The organism is Mycobacterium sp. SMC-16, assembly GCF_046250085.1.
Taxonomy (GTDB): Bacteria; Actinomycetota; Actinomycetes; order Mycobacteriales; family Mycobacteriaceae; genus Mycobacterium; species Mycobacterium phocaicum.
The window spans coordinates 2,790,109-2,809,851 of the sequence record NZ_CP176427.1; the positions used below are offsets into that span (position 1 = coordinate 2,790,109).

Annotated in this window: 15 protein-coding genes and 1 riboswitch; of the genes, 12 read left to right on the top strand and 3 right to left on the bottom strand. The window is 68.5% G+C overall.

Features of this window, described 5'->3' with window-relative positions:
* Window positions 1–25 precede the first annotated feature (25 nt).
* Window positions 26–1,504, top strand: a complete 1,479-nt coding sequence (locus ACJEIK_RS13500) for an FAD-binding protein (RefSeq protein WP_060999824.1) — start codon at window positions 26–28, stop codon at window positions 1,502–1,504.
* On the opposite strand, the gene ACJEIK_RS13505 is transcribed toward ACJEIK_RS13500, so the two are convergent.
* On the bottom strand, window positions 1,505–3,427 hold the full coding sequence (locus ACJEIK_RS13505; RefSeq protein WP_060999827.1) for an ABC transporter ATP-binding protein/permease: 1,923 nt from the start codon (window positions 3,425–3,427) through the stop codon (window positions 1,505–1,507).
* Window positions 3,428–3,563: 136 nt separating this feature from the next.
* Between ACJEIK_RS13505 and secA2 the strand changes: the two genes are divergently transcribed.
* The 11 genes from secA2 (at window position 3,564) to gcvP (ending at window position 15,147) form a co-directional block, all read left to right on the top strand.
* Window positions 3,564–5,909, top strand: a complete 2,346-nt coding sequence (gene secA2 / locus ACJEIK_RS13510; protein WP_061009960.1) for an accessory Sec system translocase SecA2 — start codon at window positions 3,564–3,566, stop codon at window positions 5,907–5,909.
* A gap of 10 nt (window positions 5,910–5,919) precedes the next feature.
* Window positions 5,920–6,531 (top strand): CDP-alcohol phosphatidyltransferase family protein, encoded by a 612-nt coding sequence (locus ACJEIK_RS13515; RefSeq protein ID WP_409431595.1) that lies wholly within the window; start codon window positions 5,920–5,922, stop codon window positions 6,529–6,531.
* Complete coding sequence (locus ACJEIK_RS13520; protein ID WP_409431596.1) at window positions 6,528–7,469, top strand: DUF881 domain-containing protein; 942 nt, start codon at window positions 6,528–6,530, stop codon at window positions 7,467–7,469. The genes ACJEIK_RS13515 and ACJEIK_RS13520 overlap by 4 nt, the downstream gene beginning before the upstream one ends.
* A gap of 10 nt (window positions 7,470–7,479) precedes the next feature.
* Entirely contained in the window at window positions 7,480–7,812 is a 333-nt protein-coding gene (locus tag ACJEIK_RS13525; protein WP_053856224.1) for a small basic family protein, read from the top strand.
* Window positions 7,813–7,851: 39 nt separating this feature from the next.
* Window positions 7,852–8,652, top strand: a complete 801-nt coding sequence (locus ACJEIK_RS13530) for a DUF881 domain-containing protein (protein ID WP_409431597.1) — start codon at window positions 7,852–7,854, stop codon at window positions 8,650–8,652.
* Between the two features lie 73 nt (window positions 8,653–8,725).
* The gene (gene gcvH / locus ACJEIK_RS13535; protein WP_061002587.1) at window positions 8,726–9,121 is read left to right on the top strand and encodes a glycine cleavage system protein GcvH; all 396 of its coding nucleotides are present in this window, start codon (window positions 8,726–8,728) and stop codon (window positions 9,119–9,121) included.
* A gap of 200 nt (window positions 9,122–9,321) precedes the next feature.
* Window positions 9,322–9,798, top strand: coding sequence for a glycogen accumulation regulator GarA (garA, locus tag ACJEIK_RS13540; RefSeq protein ID WP_020100157.1), 477 nt, complete (start codon window positions 9,322–9,324; stop codon window positions 9,796–9,798).
* Window positions 9,799–9,813: 15 nt separating this feature from the next.
* Complete coding sequence (locus tag ACJEIK_RS13545) at window positions 9,814–10,548, top strand: MerR family transcriptional regulator (protein WP_409431598.1); 735 nt, start codon at window positions 9,814–9,816, stop codon at window positions 10,546–10,548.
* A gap of 52 nt (window positions 10,549–10,600) precedes the next feature.
* Window positions 10,601–11,098 carry a bifunctional nuclease family protein gene (locus tag ACJEIK_RS13550; RefSeq protein ID WP_409431599.1) on the top strand — a complete coding sequence of 166 codons (498 nt, stop codon included), beginning with the start codon at window positions 10,601–10,603 and terminating at the stop codon, window positions 11,096–11,098.
* Between the two features lie 272 nt (window positions 11,099–11,370).
* Window positions 11,371–11,997 (top strand): MerR family transcriptional regulator, encoded by a 627-nt coding sequence (locus ACJEIK_RS13555; RefSeq protein WP_020100160.1) that lies wholly within the window; start codon window positions 11,371–11,373, stop codon window positions 11,995–11,997.
* Window positions 11,998–12,049: 52 nt separating this feature from the next.
* Window positions 12,050–12,147: riboswitch (glycine riboswitch) on the top strand.
* Window positions 12,148–12,276: 129 nt separating this feature from the next.
* Window positions 12,277–15,147, top strand: coding sequence for an aminomethyl-transferring glycine dehydrogenase (gene gcvP / locus ACJEIK_RS13560; protein ID WP_409431600.1), 2,871 nt, complete (start codon window positions 12,277–12,279; stop codon window positions 15,145–15,147).
* Window positions 15,148–15,255: 108 nt separating this feature from the next.
* Here the strand turns inward: gcvP and ACJEIK_RS13565 are convergent, their stop codons facing one another.
* Both ACJEIK_RS13565 and ACJEIK_RS13570 read right to left on the bottom strand, forming a co-directional pair.
* Entirely contained in the window at window positions 15,256–17,370 is a 2,115-nt protein-coding gene (locus ACJEIK_RS13565; RefSeq protein WP_409431601.1) for a hypothetical protein, read from the bottom strand.
* Between the two features lie 98 nt (window positions 17,371–17,468).
* Complete coding sequence (locus ACJEIK_RS13570; protein WP_409431602.1) at window positions 17,469–19,682, bottom strand: malate synthase G; 2,214 nt, start codon at window positions 19,680–19,682, stop codon at window positions 17,469–17,471.
* Between the last annotated feature and the right edge of the window lie 61 nt (window positions 19,683–19,743).

Consider the following 19,743-nt stretch of genomic DNA (forward strand, 5'->3'; position numbering starts at 1 on the left):
ACTCGAGACCGGCCCAGGAGAGACGATGCAAACAGTGCCCGAGACCGTGAACGCCGCCGACGTCACCGAATGGTCCGACGAGGCCGACGTCGTGGTGATCGGCTTCGGTATCGCCGGTGGCTGTGCCGCGGTCAGCGCTGCGGCCGCGGGCGCCAAGGTCCTCGTGCTGGAGAAGGCGGCCGGCGCGGGCGGCACGACGTCCATGGCAGGTGGCCATTTCTACCTGGGTGGCGGCACGGCGGTGCAGCAGGCCACCGGCCACGACGACACTGCCGACGAGATGTACAAGTACCTGGTCGCCGTCGCCCACGACCCCGAGCACGACAAGATCCGCGCCTACTGCGACGGCAGCGTCGAGCACTTCAACTGGTTGGAGGACTTGGGCTTCCAGTTCGAGCGCAGCTACTACCCGGGCAAGGTGGTGGTGCCGCCGGGCACCGAGGGGCTGTCCTACACCGGCAACGAGAAGGTGTGGCCGTTCTGCGAGCAGGCCAAGGCCGCGCCGCGCGGGCACTCGGTCCCGGTGCCGGGTGAATTGGGCGGGGCCGACATGGTCATCAAGCTGCTGCTGAAACGCGCCGACGAGCTCGGCGTCGAGATGCGCTACGAGACCGGCGCGACCAACCTCGTGGTGGACGACGCCGGCGCCGTGGTCGGTGTCCGCTGGAAGAACTTCGGCGTGACCGGCACCGTCAAGGCCGGCGCGGTGGTCATCGCCGCGGGCGGTTTCGCGATGAACCCGGAAATGGTCGCCGAACACACGCCGGCGCTGGGCCAGAAGCGAAAGACCAAGCACCACGGCGAAGTCGAGCCCTACATCCTGGGCAACCCGAACGACGACGGGCTGGGCATCAAGCTCGGCGTGTCGGTCGGCGGTGTGGCCAAGAACCTCGACCAGCTGTTCATCACCGCGGCCGCCTACCCGCCGGAAATCCTGCTCACCGGCGTCATCGTCAACCAGGACGGCCGGCGCTTCGTCAACGAGGACTCCTACCATTCGCGCACATCGGCTTTCGTGCTCGAGCAGCCCGACCAGGTGGCGTATCTGATCGTGGACGAAGCGCACACCGAGATGCCGGCCATGCCGTTGATCCGGTTCATCGACGGCTGGGAGACGATCGCGGAAATGGAAGCGGCACTGGGCATTCCGGCCGGCAACCTAGCGGCGACGCTGGAGCGCTACAACGCCAATGCCGCGACCGGCGCGGACCCCGACTTCCACAAGCAGCCGGATTACGTTGCGGCCCAGGACAATGGGCCGTGGGCGGCGTTCGACCTGTCGCTCGGCCGGGCCCTGTACTCCGGGTTCACCATGGGCGGACTGTCGGTCAGCATCGACGGCGAGGTGCTGCGCGCCGACGGCAGCGCGGTGCCGGGCCTGTACGCCGCGGGCGCCTGCGCGTCGAACATCGCGCAGGACGGCAAGGGCTATGCCAGCGGCACCCAGCTGGGTGAAGGATCGTTCTTCGGCCGCCGGGCCGGAACCCACGCCGCCACCCGCTGATCAGACGCGGGCGGGTGCGCCGTCCTCGTCCTCGATCCGGGTGAGCCGCCAGGTGCCGTCGCCCAGCAGTTCCAGCTCCTGCTGGTGGTGCTGCTCGACGGTGCTGCGGTGGCTGACGCTGACCACGGTGGTATCGGGCAGTTCGGTCCGAACCAGTTGGTACAGCATCATTTCCAGGCCCTCGTCGAGTGCTGACGTGGACTCGTCGAAGAACACGGCTTTCGGCCGGGTCAGCAGCACGCGGGCGAAGGCGACGCGCTGCTGCTCGCCCGGGGACAGCACCTTGGCCCAGTCGTCCACCTCGTCGAGACGGTTCGCCAGGTGCGGCAGCGCGACCTTGCGCAGGACCTCCTGCAGGTCCTCGTCGGTGTGGGTCCCGACCTTGCTGGGGTAGGACACCACCGCGCGCAGATCGCCGAGGGGCACATACGGCAGCTGGGACAGGAACAGCGTCTCGTTCTCGTCCATCGGGAAGTGCATGGCGCCGTGACAGAACGGCCACAGCTTGGCCAGGCTGCGCAGCAGGGTCGTCTTGCCGCTGCCGGACGGGCCGGTGACCACCAGTGCTTCGCCGGGGTACAGGCACAGGTCGAGCGGAGCGATGAGCTCGCGGCCGTCCGGGGTGCTCACGGTGACCTTCTCCAGCGTGATGGTGTCGTCGGGGCAGTCCTCGGTGGCGAGCTCGGGCAGGTGCCGGGCCGCGTCGTTGGCCGTCACCAGGCCGTGCAGACGGATGATGGCGGCGCGGTAGCCGGCGAACTGGTCGTACACGTTGCGGAAGAAGGACAGTCCGTCCTGGATGCTGCCGAACGCCGACGCCGTCTGGTTCATGTCGCCGAGCTTGATCTCGCCGGCGAGGAAACGCGGGAACTGCAGGACGTACGGCAGCGGCACGATGATCTGGCTCATCGACAGGTTCCAGCCGTTGAGGCCGATCATCCGGTTCACGTAGCGCTTGTAGTTGTCGACGACCGGTGCGAACAGCCGGCGCAGACCCGTCCGCTCGGCGAGCTCACCGTGGTAGAACGCGACAGCCTCGGCCGCGTCGCGCATGCGCACGAGCGCGTAGCGGAACGCCGCGTTGAAGCGTTCGTTGTCGAACGACAGCCAGATGATCGGACGGCCGATCCAGAACGCGACGACCGATGCGATCAGGACATAACCGAGGCCGATCCAGAACATCGCCTTGGGGATGGTGAGGCCCGCGATGGTCAGGGTGCCCGACAGGTTCCACAGAATCGCGGTGAACGAAAGCATCGATGCGATGGCGTTGATGGCGCCGAACAACAACGTCGAGGTGGTCATGTTGTTGGGCGTGTTGGGCAGTGGTCCCACGCCGGCGGTGAAGATGTCGATATCGCTCTGGATGCGCTGGTCCGGGTTGTCGATGGTGTCGTCGATGAACCGCGACCGGTAGTACGCCTTGCCGTCGAGCCAGTCGCCGGTGAGCCGGTCGGTCAGCCAGGCGCGCCACCGCAGGATGAACCGCTGCGTCATGAACAGGTCGAGCATGATGCGGCAGACGTGCAGCACGGCCAGCAGCGAGAAGATGCCGATCGACATCCAGAAGCCATGGGCGCCCGAGTCTTTGACCGCCTGGTCGTGACCGGCCAGGCCGGAGGCCACCACCTGGAAGCTCGTCATCAGATCGTTGCTCTGATAGCTGAAGAGCACGGTGAGCCGCACGCCCGTGATCACCGACAACAGCAGTGCCGCCAGCCACAGCCACACGATGATGCTGTCGCGGCCGACGAAGTACGCGCCCGTGATGCGCCAGAACTGCCTACCCCAGACCGTGAACCGGCCGATGGCGGTCACCACCACCAGCGTCGATACCGCAGCGATCAGCCAGGCTTTCGCGATCCACCACAGCGAGGTCGTGAGCTCACTGCCCCATTCGAGGGTCGGGGTGAACAAATCCATCCCCGCAAGGTACCCGTGCTCTGTTGACGTGCGCGCTGCGACAGGCATGGACGTGAGACGCCGGTCACCTTCTGCAGGTCTCCGGCAGGTGGATGGTTGCAGAAGTGCCGCCGGACCGGACCGGTACCTTTGACCTGTGGCGAAAACGAGCACCGCGAAATCCGGCCGGCTGAGCAGCAAGTTCTGGAAGCTGCTCGGTGCCTCCACCGACAAGAACCAGAACCGATCGATGAATCAGGTTCGGGCGTCGGCCGAATTCGACGACAAGGCCGCGGGGCTGGACGACGAGCAGATCACCAAGGCCGCCAAGCTGCTCGAGCTGTCCGAGCTCGCCGATGCCGCCGACATCCCGCAGTTCCTGGCGATCGCCCGCGAGGCCGCAGAGCGCACGACGGGCCTGCGCCCGTTCGACGTTCAGCTCCTCGGCGCGCTGCGCATGATGGCCGGCGACGTCGTCGAGATGGCCACCGGTGAGGGCAAGACCCTGGCCGGCGCCATCGCCGCTGCCGGTTACGCGCTGGCGGGACGGCACGTGCACGTCATCTCGGTCAACGACTACCTGGCCCGCCGTGACGCCGAGTGGATGGGACCGCTGCTGGCCGCCATGGGCCTGACGGTCGGCTGGATCACCGCCGAGTCGACGGCCGCCGAGCGGCGCGCCGCCTACGAATGCGACGTCACCTACGCCTCGGTCAACGAGATCGGGTTCGACGTGCTGCGCGACCAGCTCGTCACCCACGTCGACGACCTGGTGTCGCCGCGGCCCGACGTCGCACTCATCGACGAGGCCGACTCCGTCCTGGTCGACGAGGCGCTGGTGCCGCTGGTGCTCGCCGGCACCACGCACCGCGAGACCCCGCGCATGGAGATCATCCGGCTGGTCGGGGAGATGACCTCCGAGAACCGGGTCGACGACTCGCTGCAGTACTACGACACCGACGCCGACCGCCGCAACGTGCACCTCACCGACGCCGGCGCGCGCAAGCTCGAGAAGGCGCTCGGCGGCATCGACCTGTACTCCGAGGAGCACATCGGCACCACCCTGACCGAGGTCAACGTCGCCCTGCACGCCCACGTGCTGCTGCAGCGCGACGTGCACTACATCGTGCGGGACAACGCCGTTCACCTCATCAACGCCTCGCGCGGCCGCATCGCGTCGCTGCAGCGCTGGCCCGACGGCCTGCAGGCCGCCGTCGAGGCCAAGGAAGGCATCGAGACCACCGAGACGGGCGAGGTGCTCGACACCATCACCGTCCAGGCCCTCATCAACCGGTACCCGACGGTGTGCGGCATGACCGGTACCGCGCTGGCCGCCGGTGAGCAGCTGCGCCAGTTCTACCGGCTCGGGGTGTCGCCGATTCCGCCGAACACGCCGAACATCCGCGAGGACGAGGCCGACCGCGTCTACATCACCGCGGCTGCCAAGAACCAGGCCGTCATCGAGCACATCCAGGAGATCCACGCGACCGGTCAGCCGGTGCTGGTCGGTACCCGCGACGTCGCCGAATCCGAAGAGCTGCACGCGAAGCTGGTCAAGGCCGGCGTGCCCGCCGTCGTGCTGAACGCCAAGAACGACGAGGAAGAAGCCGCCGTCATCGCCGAGGCCGGCAAGCTCGCGACCGTCACCGTGTCCACCCAGATGGCCGGCCGCGGCACCGACATCCGCCTCGGCGGCTCCGACGAAGCCGACCACGACGCCGTCGCCGAGCTGGGCGGCCTGCACGTCATCGGCACCGGCCGGCACCACACCGAGCGCCTCGACAATCAGCTGCGCGGCCGCGCCGGCCGCCAGGGCGACCCGGGTTCGTCGGTGTTCTTCTCCAGCTGGGAGGACGACGTCGTCGTCTCGCACCTGGAGCCGGAAAAGCTGCCGATGCAGACCGATGAGGACGGCCGGATCATCAGTGACCGCGCCGGCCAGATGCTCGAGCACGCCCAGCGCGTCGCCGAGGGCCGGCTGCTGGACGTCCACGCCAACACCTGGCGCTACAACCAGCTCACCGCGCAGCAGCGCGCGATCATCGTGGAACGCCGAGAGACGTTGCTGCGCACCACAACCGCGCGTGACGAACTCAAGGAGCTGGCGCCGGACCGGTACCAGGAACTGGTCGACGAGGTCGGTGAGGACGAGCTCGAGCGCATCTGCCGGCTGATCATGCTGTACCACCTCGACCGCGGCTGGGCCGACCACCTGGCCTACCTGTCCGACATCCGCGAGAGCATCCACCTGCGCGCGCTGGGACGTCAGGACCCGCTCGACGAGTTCCACCGCATGGCGGTCGACGCGTTCGCGTCGCTGGCGGCCGACGCCATCGAGGCCGCGCAACAGACCTTCGAGACGGCCAACGTGCTGGCGGACGAGCCCGGCCTGGATCTGTCCAAGCTGGCGCGCCCGACGTCGACGTGGACGTACATGATTCACGACAACCCGCTGGCGGACGACACGATGGCAGCGCTGAGCCTGCCCGGGGTATTCCGTTAGGTTTAGTCGCATGACGACCAGCGATCCGGAAGCCGGCGCGGCCGACCGGGTGCTGACGATTCCCAACGCGCTCAGCGCGTTGCGGTTGCTGCTGGTCCCGGTGTTCCTGTACCTGCTGTTGTCGGCGCACGCGAACGGCTGGGCCGTCGCGATCCTGATGTTCAGCGGCTTCTCGGACTGGGCCGACGGCAAGATCGCGCGCCTGGTGCCGAACCAGTCGTCGCGGCTGGGCGAGCTGCTGGACCCGCTGGTCGACCGGATCTACATGCTCGTCGTGCCGGTCGCACTGGCGATCGCGCACGTCGTGCCGTGGTGGTTCGTGCTGACCCTGATCGGCCGTGACGCCGTGCTGGCGGCCACGCTGCCGCTGTTGCGCGGCCGCGGGCTGACGGCGCTGCCCGTCACCTACATCGGCAAGGCCGCGACGTTCGCGCTGATGTCCGGGTTCCCGCTGGTGTTGCTGGGGCAGTGGCCCGACGCCTGGAGCCGGGTGGTGCTGGCCTGCGGTTGGGCGTTCCTGGTGTGGGGCATGGCCATGTATCTGTGGTCGGCGGTGCTGTACCTGATCCAGGTGTCGATGGTGCTGCGGGATCTGCCGCCGATGACGAGGTCCGCCGCGTGACTGAAGCCGGGACTCCCCGGGACCGGGCGCTGGGCGGCTACTGGCCGGAGGCCGGCCGCAACAGTCACGTCGCCGACGAGCCGGTCCGGATTCCGGTGCCGTCGCTGCTGCGTTCGCTGCTCACCGACCACCTGGACCCCGGTTACGCCGCTGCGGCCGAGCGCCGTGCCGCCGCGGGCGACGGTGCCCGGCGCAGCCGCCCCCGGTTCGCCGACGGCGCCTGGCTGCTGGTCGGCGTCGCCGCGGTGTCGGTGGTATTCGTGACGGCGGCGCAGCATGCGGTGTCGATGGCTCCGGCCAACGACCAGACTCAACACGTGCTGTCGGCCAACGCGCGCACCGCCGAGGAGCGGACGCGCGACAGCACCGCCACCCGCGACGCGCTGGCCGGCCAGGTCGAGGCTGCACGCCGCAGCCGGCTGGCCGGCGACGCGAAAGGCCGTGAACTGCTGGCCGCCCTGGAACAGGCCGAGTTCGGTGCCGGCGTGACCGCGGTGACCGGACCCGGCCTCACCGTCACCGTCACCGAGCCGCCGCCCAGCCCGAACCTGTCCGACGTGTCCAAGCAGAGGGTTGCCGGTAGCCCGCAGATCATCCTGGACCGGGACCTGCAGCTGGCCGTCAACTCATTGTGGGCGGCCGGTGCCGAGGCGGTCTCCGTCGGAGGTGTGCGGATCGGGCCGAACGTGACCATGCGGCAGGCCGGCGGTGGCATCCTCGTCGACAACCAGCCGGTCGCCAGCCCTTACGTGATCGTCGCCATCGGGCCGCCGCACGCCATGCAGGAGGTGTTCGAGCAGACGCCCGCCATGCAGCGGCTGATGCTGCTCGCCCAGTCGTACGGGGTGGGCATCAGCGTCCAGACCCGGGACCGGCTCACGGTGTCGGCCGCGTCGGTACGAGATGTCAACTTCGCCAAGGAGATCGGACCAAAGTGAGCAGGGGTACATGATCGGGATCGCGGCACTGGTGGTCGGCATCGTGGTGGGATTGATCTTCCACCCGAGCGTGCCCGAAGCCGTCCAGCCGTATCTGCCGATCGCCGTGGTGGCGGCGCTGGACGCGGTGTTCGGGGGATTGCGGGCCTACCTGGAGCGCATATTCGATGCGAAGGTCTTCGTGATCTCGTTCGTCTTCAACGTCCTGGTCGCCGCGGTGATCGTGTACGTGGGCGACCAACTGGGCGTGGGCACGCAGCTGTCCACCGCGATCATCGTGGTGCTCGGTATCCGCATCTTCGGCAACGCTGCGGCGCTGCGCCGCAGGTTGTTCGGGGCGTGACGGTGCTGGGGCGAGCGGAGCGACGGGGAAAACGACAGCATGGCTGACGAACAGCACGCGAACGAGCACCACGCGGACGAGGAACACCACGGGCGCCACGAGCTGCCCGACGGCGTCCCGGCGCGGCTGCCGCGCACCCGCTCGCAGTTGATGTTCGGCGCGCTGGCCGTGCTGCTGTGCGCCCTGCTCGGGGTGGCCATCGCGACGCAGGTGCGTCAGACCGAATCGGGCGACGCCCTTGACACCGCGCGGCCCGCCGACCTGCTGGTGCTGCTCGACTCGCTGCAGCAGCGCGAGGCGTCCCTCAACACCGAGGTGGCCGACCTGCAGAAGACGCTGTCGTCGCTGCAGGCGTCGGGCAACAGTGATCAGGCCGCCATCGAGAACGCGCAGGCGCGGCTGCGGGCCCTGTCGATCCTGATCGGCACGGTCGCGGCCACCGGCCCGGGCGTCACCATCGCCATCCAGGACATCGCGCCCGGCGTGTCGCCGGAGACCTTGCTCGACGTCATCAACGAGCTGCGCGCCGCCGGTGCCGAGGCCATCGAAATCCGGTCCGGCGGCGGTGACCAGCAGACCGCGGTGCGGGTCGGGGTCGACACCTGGGTGACCGGCACCGCGGGCGCGCTGGTGGTCGACAACGTGACCATGAACCCGCCGTATTCCATTCTCGCCATTGGTGATCCGCCGACGCTGGCGGCCGCGATGAACATCCCGGGCGGGGCGATGGACAGTGTGAAACGGGTTGGCGGCACAATGACCGTGCAACAGGCCGACACGATCGACGTGAGTGCCTTGCGGCAACCGAAACCGCGCCAATACGCTCAGCCCGTCAAGTAGACGCCGGGTCTGATCGTGGAGCCGTATCGTATGTACCCCATCAACACACTGACCTGAAACTGCAAGGAGCGTCGTGAGCGAAACGCCAGCCGATCTGCTGTACACCACCGAGCACGAATGGGTGCGCCGTACCGGCGAGGGCACCGTGCGGGTCGGAATCACCGATTTCGCGCAGGGCGCGCTGGGTGACGTGGTCTACGTCGATCTGCCCGAGGTCGGTACCACCGTGGCCGCCGGCGACGTGTTCGGCGAGGTCGAGTCGCCCAAGACGACCTCGGAGCTGTACGCCCCCATCGCCGCGAAAATCGTTGCGGTCAACGGTGATCTGGAAGGCTCGCCCGACCTGGTCAACTCCGATCCGTACGACGCCGGCTGGCTCATCGAACTGCAGGCCGACGCGGCCGAACTGGACGGCCAGCTCGCCGGTCTGCTCGACGCGGACGGCTACCGGGCGACCCTTGACGACTGACCCTTTTGTTAGGGTGCTGCGGTCCGGTTCGGCCGCGGCGACACCAAAGTCGGCTCGGCGGATCCGGCGGTGGCGGGCACACTGGCCCGCGCCGCGCGGTACGGTCAATAGTGAGACCTACGCGACATCGATGACTGCTGGCAGCACCTGCCGGCTGGTCGTGCAAAAGAGCGCCACAGCAGCCAGTAGAGGAGCAGCGCGTGACGGATAACGACAGCGGTTCGGGGACTGATTTCGGGTCCGAGGAGGCAACGGTGGAGACCACATCGGTCTTCCGTGCGGACTTCCTCAATGAGCTCGACGCCCCGGCTTCGACGAGCGGCACGAGTGCCGTCTCCGGAGTTGAAGGACTGCCGGTGGGCTCGGCCCTGCTGGTGGTCAAGCGCGGGCCGAATGCCGGCTCGCGATTCCTGCTGGATCAGCCGAGCACCTCGGCGGGCCGTCATCCCGACAGCGACATCTTCCTCGACGACGTGACGGTGAGCCGTCGCCACGCCGAGTTCCGGCTCGAGTCCGGCGAGTTCCAGGTGGTCGACGTCGGCAGCCTCAACGGCACCTACGTCAACCGCGAGCCCGTCGACTCGGCGGTGCTGGCCAACGGGGACGAGGTCCAGATCGGCAAGTTCCGCCTGGTGTTCCTGACCGGCCCCAAGACCGACGACAGCTCGGCTGGTTAGACCGGCGGTCAGTCCATGACGCAGCCCGACCGCAGTGCAGTGGCCGGGATGTCGATCGGAGCAGTGTTCGATCTGCTCCGGCCAGACTTCCCGGATGTGACCATCTCCAAGATCCGGTTCCTGGAGGAACAGGGTTTGGTCACGCCCGAACGCACTGGGTCGGGCTACCGTCGTTTCACGGCCTATGACTGTGCGCGGCTGCGGTTCATCCTGTCCGCGCAACGCGATCAGTACCTGCCCCTCAAGGTCATCAAGGCCCAGCTGGACGCCCAGCCCGACGGCGCGCTGCCGTCGAACGGATCCGCTTACGGCGTACCGAAACTGGTGCCCGATCCCGACAGCGACCGGGCTGGTGGCCCGGCGGACGTCGCGCCGGCCCAGGTCCGGCTCAGCCGTGAGGATCTGCTGCGGCGCTCCGGCATCAAACCCGAGCTTCTCGTCGCACTGGTCAAGAGCGGCGTCATCATCCCCGGCCCGGCCGGGTTCTTCGACGAACACGCCGTGGTCATCGCCCAATGTGCCCATGCGCTGGGCGAATACGGCGTCGAACCGCGGCATCTGCGGGCCTTCCGGTCCGCGGCCGACCGGCAGTCGGATCTGATCGCCCAGATCGCCGGCCCCATCGGCAAAGCCGGCAACGCCGGGGCCCGTGACCGGGCCGACGAACTCGCCCGCGAAGTCGCGGCGCTGGCCATCACCCTGCACACCTCGCTGATCAAGTCTGCGGTGCGCGACGTTCTCGATCGCTGAGGACTAGACTCGAATTCGTTGATGGCACACGGATTGCGGAGGGCAGACGCAGATGGGCGAGGTTCGTGTGGTCGGCATTCGGGTGGAGCAGCCGCAGAACCAACCCGTGCTGTTGCTCCGCGAATCCGACGGTGATCGGTACCTGCCGATCTGGATCGGGCAGTCCGAGGCGGCAGCCATCGCGCTCGAGCAGCAGGGCGTGTCACCGGCGCGTCCCCTGACGCATGACCTCATCCGCGATCTGATTGCCGCGCTTGGGCATTCGCTGCGTGAGGTCCGCATCGTGGATCTGCAGGAAGGCACCTTCTACGCCGACCTGGTGTTTGACCGCGACATCACCGTCTCGGCGCGGCCGTCGGACTCGGTGGCCATCGCCCTGCGCATGGGCGTGCCGATCTACGTGGAGGAAGCGGTGCTGGCCGAAGCCGGTCTGCTGATCCCGGACGAGAGCGACGAGGAATCGTCGGGCGGCGCCGTGCGGGAGGACGAGGTCGAGAAGTTCAAGGAGTTCCTCGACAGTATTTCGCCGGACGATTTCAAGGCCACCTAGAAGGTTTGGCGGCCGGTCCGTGTGGGCGTTATCACGGATGCATCTCAGTTAGGTCAGCGCGTGTCGACACTCGGTGCGCCGTTTGCAGATTCGATGAATCCGCGCCACATACTTTCCTCGTTCTGGCAATAGTCCGAATGGCGGCACCGCCGCCGATGGGCTGAAGTGGCCCGGCGGGAAGCGTATGCTCGACACATTCGAGCAGCGGACATGCCCGCCGAGCAGCAGTGGCCGCCAGGCAGGGTTAGTTCGATCGGCGAGAGGATCAGGCAGTGGGCGACGAGACGCCACGTCAAGAGCAGTTGGACCTGACGACCAACGGCGCGCCTGAGCAGGCCGCCCCGACGCCGGCTCCCGTGCCGGTGCAGGCAGGCCTGTTCCCTGACGAGTCTGTGCCCGACGAACTGGTCGGCTACCGCGGGCCGAGCGCCTGCCAGATCGCCGGCATCACCTACCGCCAGCTCGACTACTGGGCCCGCACCTCGCTGGTCGTCCCGTCGATCCGGGGCGCCGCCGGCTCCGGCAGCCAGCGCCTGTACTCGTTCAAGGACATCCTGGTCCTCAAGATCGTCAAGCGTCTGCTCGACACCGGCATCTCGCTGCACAACATCCGCGTCGCGGTCGACCACCTGCGCCAGCGCGGCGTCCACGACCTGGCCAACATCACGCTGTTCTCCGACGGCACCACGGTGTACGAGTGCACGTCCGCCGAAGAGGTCGTCGACCTGCTGCAGGGCGGCCAGGGCGTGTTCGGCATCGCGGTCTCGGGTGCCATGCGTGAGCTGACCGGCGCCATCGCCGACTTCCCGGGCGAGCGCGCCGACGGCGGCGAGTCCATCGCCGCACCCGAGGACGAGCTGGCATCGCGCCGCAAGCAGCGCGACCGCAAGATCGGCTGAGCTCCGTCTGTTCGCGGCCTGTGGTGACTGACCGGTAGACTGGCGCGCGCATCGTCCCTGCGCGGGAGAGTTCTGTGGCCGCCAGCCATGGACGCCGAAGGAGCAATACCTCTCCATCAACCTCTCAGGCCCCCGGACCGCGCCGGAGCCCGATGCCTCTGGAAAGTGGCGAGCTGTGACTCGCCCGCCCATGGGGAAAGGCCGACCACCGTCGGGCCGAATCTCTCAGGCACCGACGACAGAGGGGGAGGGAACCCCCTAACGTCTGGAGACGCCGTCATGACCGACCGCACGTCCCGTTCCTCTGCCGAGCACCACCAGCTTCGCTTCGTCGACCGGCACATCGGTCCGGATGCCGACGCGGTGGCCACCATGCTCGGGGTCATCGGCGTCGACTCCCTGGAAGAGCTCGCCGCCAAGGCGCTGCCCGCGGGCATTCTCGACGCGCTGTCCAGCGTCGGCCTGGCCCCCGGCCTCGACGAGCTGGCCGCCCCGGCCTCGGAAGAGCAGTCGCTGGCCGAGCTGCGCGCACTGGCCGAGACCAACACCGTCGCGGTGTCGATGATCGGTCAGGGCTACTTCGACACCCTGACCCCGGCGGTGCTGCGCCGCAACATTCTCGAGAACCCGGCCTGGTACACGGCCTACACGCCGTACCAGCCGGAGATCAGCCAGGGCCGCCTCGAGGCCCTGCTCAACTTCCAGACCATGGTCACCGACCTGACCGGCATGGAGATCGCCAACGCCTCCATGCTCGACGAGGCCACCGCCGCGGCAGAGGCCATGACGCTGATGCACCGCGCGGTCAAGGGCGACTGCCGTCGCCTGGCCGTCGACGTCGACATCTACCCACAGACGGCGGCCGTGCTGGCGACCCGCGCCGAGCCGCTGAACATCGAGATCGTCACCGCCGACCTGCGCGACGGCCTGCCCGAGGGCGAGTTCTTCGGCGTCATCGCCCAGGTGCCGGGGGCCAGCGGATGCGTCAATGACTGGAGTCGACTGGTCGAACAGGCCCATGAGCGCGGCGCGCTCGTCGCGCTCGGCGCCGACCTGCTGGCGCTGACGCTCGTCACCCCGCCCGGGGAGATCGGCGCCGACGTCGCGTTCGGCACCACGCAGCGTTTCGGGGTGCCGATGGGCTTCGGCGGTCCGCACGCCGGCTACCTGGCCGTGCACGGCAAGCACGCCCGCCAGCTGCCCGGGCGCCTGGTCGGCGTCTCGGTCGACGCCGACGGCGCCAAGGCCTACCGGCTGAGCCTGCAGACGCGTGAACAGCACATCCGCCGTGACCGGGCCACCAGCAACATCTGTACCGCCCAGGTGCTGCTCGCGGTGATCGCCGCGATGTACGCCAGCTACCACGGGCCGCGCGGCCTGACCGCCATTGCGCACCGGGTGCACGGCCACGCCCTCGCGGTGGCCATGGGCCTGAAGGAGGCCGGCGTCGAGGTCGTCCATGCCGGGTTCTTCGACACCGTCCTGGCCCGCGTGCCCGGCAAGGCCGAGCAGGTGCAGGCGGCCGCCAAGGACCGCGGCATCAACGTCTGGCTGGTCGACGCCGACCACATCTCGGTGTCGTGCGACGAGGCGACCACCGCCGATCACATCGACGCGGTGCTCGCGGCGTTCGGCGCGACCCGCGGCGGCCACCACTGGAACGGCCCGGAAATCCATACGCGCACTTCGGAATTCCTCACCCACCCGGCCTTCTCGCGGTACCGCACCGAGACCGAGATGATGCGCTACCTGCGCTCGCTCGCCGACAAGGACATCGCGCTGGACCGCAGCATGATCCCGCTGGGCTCATGCACCATGAAGCTCAACGCGGCCGCCGAGATGGAACCCATCACCTGGACCGAGTTCGCGCAGCAGCATCCGTTCGCCCCGGCCTCGGACACCCCGGGCCTGCGCAAGCTGATCGCTGACGTCGAGTCCTGGCTGGTCAGCATCACCGGCTACGACTTGGTGTCGCTGCAGCCCAACGCCGGCTCGCAGGGGGAGTACGCCGGTCTGCTGGCCATCCGCGCCTACCACGAGGCCCGCGGCGAAGCCGGCCGCAACATCTGCCTGATCCCGTCGAGCGCGCACGGCACCAACGCCGCGTCGGCCGCCATGGTCGGCATGAAGGTCGTCGTCGTGGCGTGCCGGGAGAACGGTGACGTCGACCTGGACGATCTGCGCGCCAAGGTCGCCGAGCACGCCAGTGACCTCGCCGCGCTGATGATCACCTACCCGTCCACGCATGGGGTCTACGAGCACGACGTCGCCGACATCTGCGCCGCGGTGCACGACGCCGGCGGTCAGGTGTACGTCGACGGTGCCAACCTCAACGCGATCGTCGGGCTGGCCCGGCCCGGCAAGTTCGGCGGCGACGTCAGCCACCTGAACCTGCACAAGACGTTCTGCATCCCGCACGGCGGTGGCGGTCCGGGCGTCGGCCCGGTGGCCGTGCGCTCGCACCTCGCGCCGTACCTGCCCGGCCACCCGTTGGCCGCCGAACTCGCCGACGATCACACCGTGTCGGCGGCGCCGTACGGCTCGGCGTCGATCCTGCCGATCACGTGGGCATACATCCGGATGATGGGCGCGGCGGGCCTGCGCGCGGCCACGCTGACCGCGATCGCCTCGGCCAACTACATTGCACGCCGCCTCGACGAGCACTACCCGGTGCTGTACACCGGCGAGAACGGCATGGTCGCCCACGAGTGCATCCTGGACCTGCGGGCCATCACCAAGGCCACCGGCGTCACCGTCGACGACGTGGCAAAGCGCTTGGCGGACTACGGTTTCCACGCGCCGACCATGAGCTTCCCGGTGGCCGGCACGCTGATGGTCGAGCCCACCGAGAGCGAGAGCCTCACCGAGGTCGACGCCTTCATCGCCGCGATGATCGCGATCAAGGCCGAGATCGACCAGGTCGGTTCCGGTGAGTGGCCGGCGGACGACAACCCGCTGCACAACGCGCCGCACACCGCCGAGTGCCTGCTGGTCGACGAGTGGAAGCACCCGTACACCCGCGAGCATGCCGCCTACCCGCTGGGCAAGGGCTTCCGGCCGAAGGTGTGGCCGCCCGTGCGCCGCATCGACGGCGCGTTCGGTGACCGCAACCTCGTCTGCTCCTGCCCGCCGATCGAGGCTTTCGCCTAGTCACGGTCTGTGCAAAAACGTCCCGCTCAGAGCTTCTGAGCGGGACGTTTTTGTACGTACGCAGCGGCGTGTCGCGTACAGACACGGCCGCTCGCGAAAAGGAACCAGCTAGGGCAGGGCAGCGGCGACGGCGTTGGCCAGTTCCGGCGCCGCAGAGGTCGGCATGCCGGTGAATGTGCCGCCGGTGAGCTGCGCGACGGCCTGCCACGTCGAGCCGTCCGAGTCGCCACCGATGTCGATGACGTTGACCGCCACCGGGCGGGCCGGATCGAACGCCGACTTGATGTAGTCCTGCAGGCCCTGGCCGTCCAGTGACTGGTCGGTGTGCGGGCCGGACGTGATCAGCAGGATCGAATTCGCCTGGCCGTCGACGTATTTCGACATGGCGTCGCCGTAGAGCATGCGCAGCGTCGTGAACGAGACGTGACCGCCGCCCGACGAGCTCTGGTTGTTCAGGTTCGAGATCAGCTGCGACGCATGCGCCTGGTCGCTCAGCGGAGCCGCCGGAATCTCGTTGCGGCCCGATACCCCGTCGAACGTCCACAGCCCCACCGAGCTGTTCGGCGACATCGCCTTGAGTCGGTCCATGAGCGCTGTGGTCACATTGCCGAGGCGGGTCTTGGCGCCGTCGCTGGTGGGCATCGACTGGTCCAGCATGATCGTCACGGCGGCGGCCTTCGACGTGCCGCCGACGGCATTGGCCAGCGTGGCGCGCGTGCCCGGATCGCCGACCGACAGGGCGTCGGACAGGGAGCCGAGGTTCACCACGTCGTTCTTCGGGGGATTGCCGCCGTCGACGCGGAAGCCGGCCTTGGACAGCTCGGCGAGCTGTTCGGGCTTGCGCAGGAAGCGTTCGAACTCGCTGGCCGCGGTGACCGCCTCGTGCGACAGGCCCTCGCCGGCGAGCAGCACGGCCGGGTAGTCGGCGACCGCCGGCGCGCCGGGCGGCAGCCAGGCCGCCAACTTGCCCTTGGCGTTGTCGGTGCGTTGCGACCGCTGGTAGAGCTGCTGTTCGGTGGTGACGACCGCGTGCACCGGCGCCGTGGCCGGGTCACTCGCGGAGATCAGCGCGTCCAGCGCCGTAGAGGCCTTCGGGTCCGCGAGCTTCGGCTGCGCGGCCGTCAACCGGTGTACCGCACCGGCGCCGGCGTTGACCGGACCACCATTGGCCGCCGCGGCGGCGACGGCCTCGGCGGCCAGATACGCCGCGTCACTGTTGTCGGCGGTCGGCACGGCGAGCCGCAGCGAACCCCAGCCCGGCAGGCTCAGGCCGTCCAGCGCCGTCGGCGTCGTCTGCAGGGCCGGCAGCGTGCCCCAATTCTGCTGTGACAGCGCATCTTTGAGCTGCGGCCGGACCGCCAACAGCACCGGCGAGGTCGCCAGCGACTTGGCGTCACCGCTGACCGCCTGCTCACCGGCGCCGGCCACCAGCCGGGCTGCCGACACCGAGCTGGCCGGAACCCACAACGCGGGCCGGGGCCCGAGGTTCGACGGCCACTTGTTCACCACGCCGTCGACGACGGTGGTCGGATCGCTCGCCTTGACCTCGACCTTGACGCACTTGTCGCCGATGGGCGCGGCGGACTGGCTGTACTTGCCGGCCAGCGAGTTGAGCGCGTCGGAGATCGACGGGTCGGCCAGCACGGGGACGCTGACCGAGCCGGACACGCACCGCGCCGAGGCCTCGCGGCTGCGGTCGGACAACACGCTGCCGAAGAAGCGCCACAGGATCACCGCGGCGACGACGACCACGACGGTCACGAGCGCGGCGATGACGCCGACGCTGACGCCGCGGCGCTTGGTCTGGATGGCCCGGTGGCTCCCGGTCCATTCGCCGCCCTCCCAGTCGCCGCCGTGCGAGCGGACCGAAGCCCGGCGCGGGACGGACGGGAACGCCTGGGTGATGCTGTCGGCGCCGGTGAGGTCGGGCTGGTCCGAGTAATCGGGTTCGCCGTAGCCGGCGTCGGGCTCGTCGGTCTCGTACCGATCGCCGTTGTCGGCCGGCGGTGTGGCGGGGGGTGGGGTGGCAGCACGCGGGGTGTCGGCAGGAGGCATCCCATGCATCTCGGCCCAGTCGTCCGGCACCCGGAATCCCATCGCGCCGGTCGCGGTGTCGTCGGCTTCCGGGATGTCCGGCGACAACGCGTCGTAGTCAGAGATCGCGTCGTCGCGTGACTCGTCGGCGTTCGATTCGTCGTCGTCGGGAGCTCTGTGCCTACCCATTGGTGTCTGCTCCTGGTGTCGGCGTGCAATCGGCGGACCCGTGTCGAGTGACGCGGGCCCGCCGAATTTTAATCAACGATGATGGGAGAGTTGACCGTTCACGAACCGGCGTGTGCGGCCTTGAACTCCCGCCGGCGCCGATGCAGGATCGGCTCGGTGTAACCGTTGGGCTGTGCGCAACCCTCGAGGATCAGCTCCTGCGCGGCCTGGAAGGCGATGCTGCCCTCCGGGTCCGGGGCCATCGGCAGGTACGCCGGGTCGCCCGCGTTCTGCTCGTCGACCACCGCGGCCATGCGGCGCAGGCTCGCCTTCACGTCGTCCTCGGTGATGACGCCGTGCCGCAGCCAGTTCGCCAGCAGCTGGCTGGAGATGCGCAGCGTCGCGCGGTCCTCCATGAGGGCGACGTTGTGGATGTCCGGCACCTTGGAGCAGCCGACACCCTGGTCGATCCAGCGCACGACGTAGCCGAGGATCGACTGGCAGTTGTTGTCGACCTCTTCGTGGATCTCTTCGGGCGCCCAGGCCAGTTCCTTGGCCAGCGGGATGGTCAGCAGTTCGGCGCGGGTGGTGCGCTTCTTGCCGGCCAGCTCTTCCTGCACCTCGCGCACGTCCACCTGGTGGTAGTGCATGGCGTGCAGGGTGGCGCCGGTGGGCGACGGCACCCACGCGGTGGTGGCGCCGGCCTGCGGCTGGGAGATCTTCTGCTTGACCATCTCGGCCATCAGGTCGGTCATGGCCCACATGCCCTTACCGATCTGGGCGCGGCCGGCGAGGCCGTCGGCCAGACCGGCGTCGACGTTGGCGTCCTCGTAGGCCTTGATCCAGGTCTGGGACTTCATGGCGCCCTTGCGGACCATCGGGCCCGCCTCCATCGAGGTGTGGATCTCGTCGCCGGTGCGGTCCAGGAAGCCGGTGTTGATGAACACCACGCGGTCGGCGGCGGCCTTGATACAAGCGTTGAGATTGACCGTGGTGCGGCGCTCCTCGTCCATGATGCCGACCTTGATGGTGGCCGCGGGCAGGCCAAGGACGTCCTCGACACGGCTGAAGAGCTCGCAGGTGAACGCGACCTCTTCGGGGCCGTGCATCTTGGGCTTCACGATGTAGATGGAACCGGTGCGGCTGTTGGTCAGCTCGCCGTTCTCCTCGGACGACTTCAGGCCGTGCATGGCGATCAGGCTGGTGAACAGCGCGTCCTGGATGCCCTCGGGGATTTCGTTGCCGTCGGCGTCCACGATGGCGTCGTTGGTCATCAGGTGACCGACGTTGCGGACGAACAGCAGGCTGCGACCCGGCAGGACCAGTTCGCCCTCGCCGTCGGGCGTGGTGAAGACGCGGTCCGGGTTCAGGGTGCGGGTGAAGGTCTTGCCACCCTTGCTGACCTCTTCGGTCAGGTCGCCCTTGTTCAGGCCCAGCCAGTTGCGGTAGCCCAGCACCTTGTCGTCGGCGTCGACGGCCGCGACGGAGTCCTCGAAGTCCATGATCGTGGTGATCGCGGACTCCAGCACGACGTCCTTGATGCCGGCCTTGTCGGTCGAGCCGATGGGCGACGACGGGTCGACCAGAATCTCGATGTGCAGGCCGTGGTGGACCAGCAGCACCGACCACGCCGAGTCGCCGAGCTTGCCGGTGTATCCGACGAACTCTTCGGGGCTGGCCAGCCCGCTCGACAGCCCGTCGCCAAGTTCGGCCTGCAGTTGGTGCTCGTCGTCGATCTTCAGACCGGTGATGTCGGCCCACGAGCCGGACGCCAGCGGGACGGCCTCGTCCAGGAAGCCGCGGGCGTAGGCGATCACCTTGTCGCCACGCACCTTGTTGTAGCCGCCCTTGCCGGCCTCGGCGCCGCCCTCGTCGGAGATGACGTCGGTGCCGTACAGCGCGTCGTACAGCGACCCCCAGCGGGCGTTGGCGGCGTTGAGCGCGAACCGGGCGTTCAGGATCGGCACGACCAACTGCGGTCCCGCGGTGCTGGTGATCTCCGGGTCCACGCCCGAGGTCCGGATGCAGAACTCGCCCGGCTCCGGCTGCAGGTAGCCGATCTCGGTGAGGAATTCCTCGTAGGAGTTCTTGAACTCATCGGTGTCGACGGGATCGATGACCCGGGCCCGGTGCCACTTGTCGATCTGCGCCTGCAGATCGTCGCGGCGGGCCAGCAGCTCCTGGTTCTTCGGGGTCAGGTCGGTGACGACCTTGTCGACACCCGCCCAGAAGCTGTCCGGATCGACCCCGGTGCCGGGGAGAGCCTCGTTGGTGATGAAGTCGTGCAGTACGCGGGCCACCCGCAGATTTCCCACCGTCACACGATCAGTCATTTTCTTCTTCCTCCTAAGCAGCCCACACGGCGACCATCCACTTTACCCGTGGGTAACCGCA

Bases quoted from the DNA above. Each gene is read 5' to 3' on its own strand.
- ACJEIK_RS13525 (WP_053856224.1), top strand. From the start codon at position 7,480: ATGATCGGGATCGCGGCACTGGTGGTCGGCATCGTGGTGGGATTGATC.
- ACJEIK_RS13515 (WP_409431595.1), top strand. From the start codon at position 5,920: ATGACGACCAGCGATCCGGAAGCCGGCGCGGCCGACCGGGTGCTGACG.
- ACJEIK_RS13565 (WP_409431601.1), bottom strand. From the start codon at position 17,370: ATGGGTAGGCACAGAGCTCCCGACGACGACGAATCGAACGCCGACGAG.
- ACJEIK_RS13570 (WP_409431602.1), bottom strand. From the start codon at position 19,682: ATGACTGATCGTGTGACGGTGGGAAATCTGCGGGTGGCCCGCGTACTG.
- ACJEIK_RS13505 (WP_060999827.1), bottom strand. From the start codon at position 3,427: ATGGATTTGTTCACCCCGACCCTCGAATGGGGCAGTGAGCTCACGACC.
- ACJEIK_RS13545 (WP_409431598.1), top strand. From the start codon at position 9,814: ATGACGCAGCCCGACCGCAGTGCAGTGGCCGGGATGTCGATCGGAGCA.
- gcvP (WP_409431600.1), top strand. From the start codon at position 12,277: ATGACCGACCGCACGTCCCGTTCCTCTGCCGAGCACCACCAGCTTCGC.
- ACJEIK_RS13550 (WP_409431599.1), top strand. From the start codon at position 10,601: ATGGGCGAGGTTCGTGTGGTCGGCATTCGGGTGGAGCAGCCGCAGAAC.
- ACJEIK_RS13500 (WP_060999824.1), top strand. From the start codon at position 26: ATGCAAACAGTGCCCGAGACCGTGAACGCCGCCGACGTCACCGAATGG.
- ACJEIK_RS13530 (WP_409431597.1), top strand. From the start codon at position 7,852: ATGGCTGACGAACAGCACGCGAACGAGCACCACGCGGACGAGGAACAC.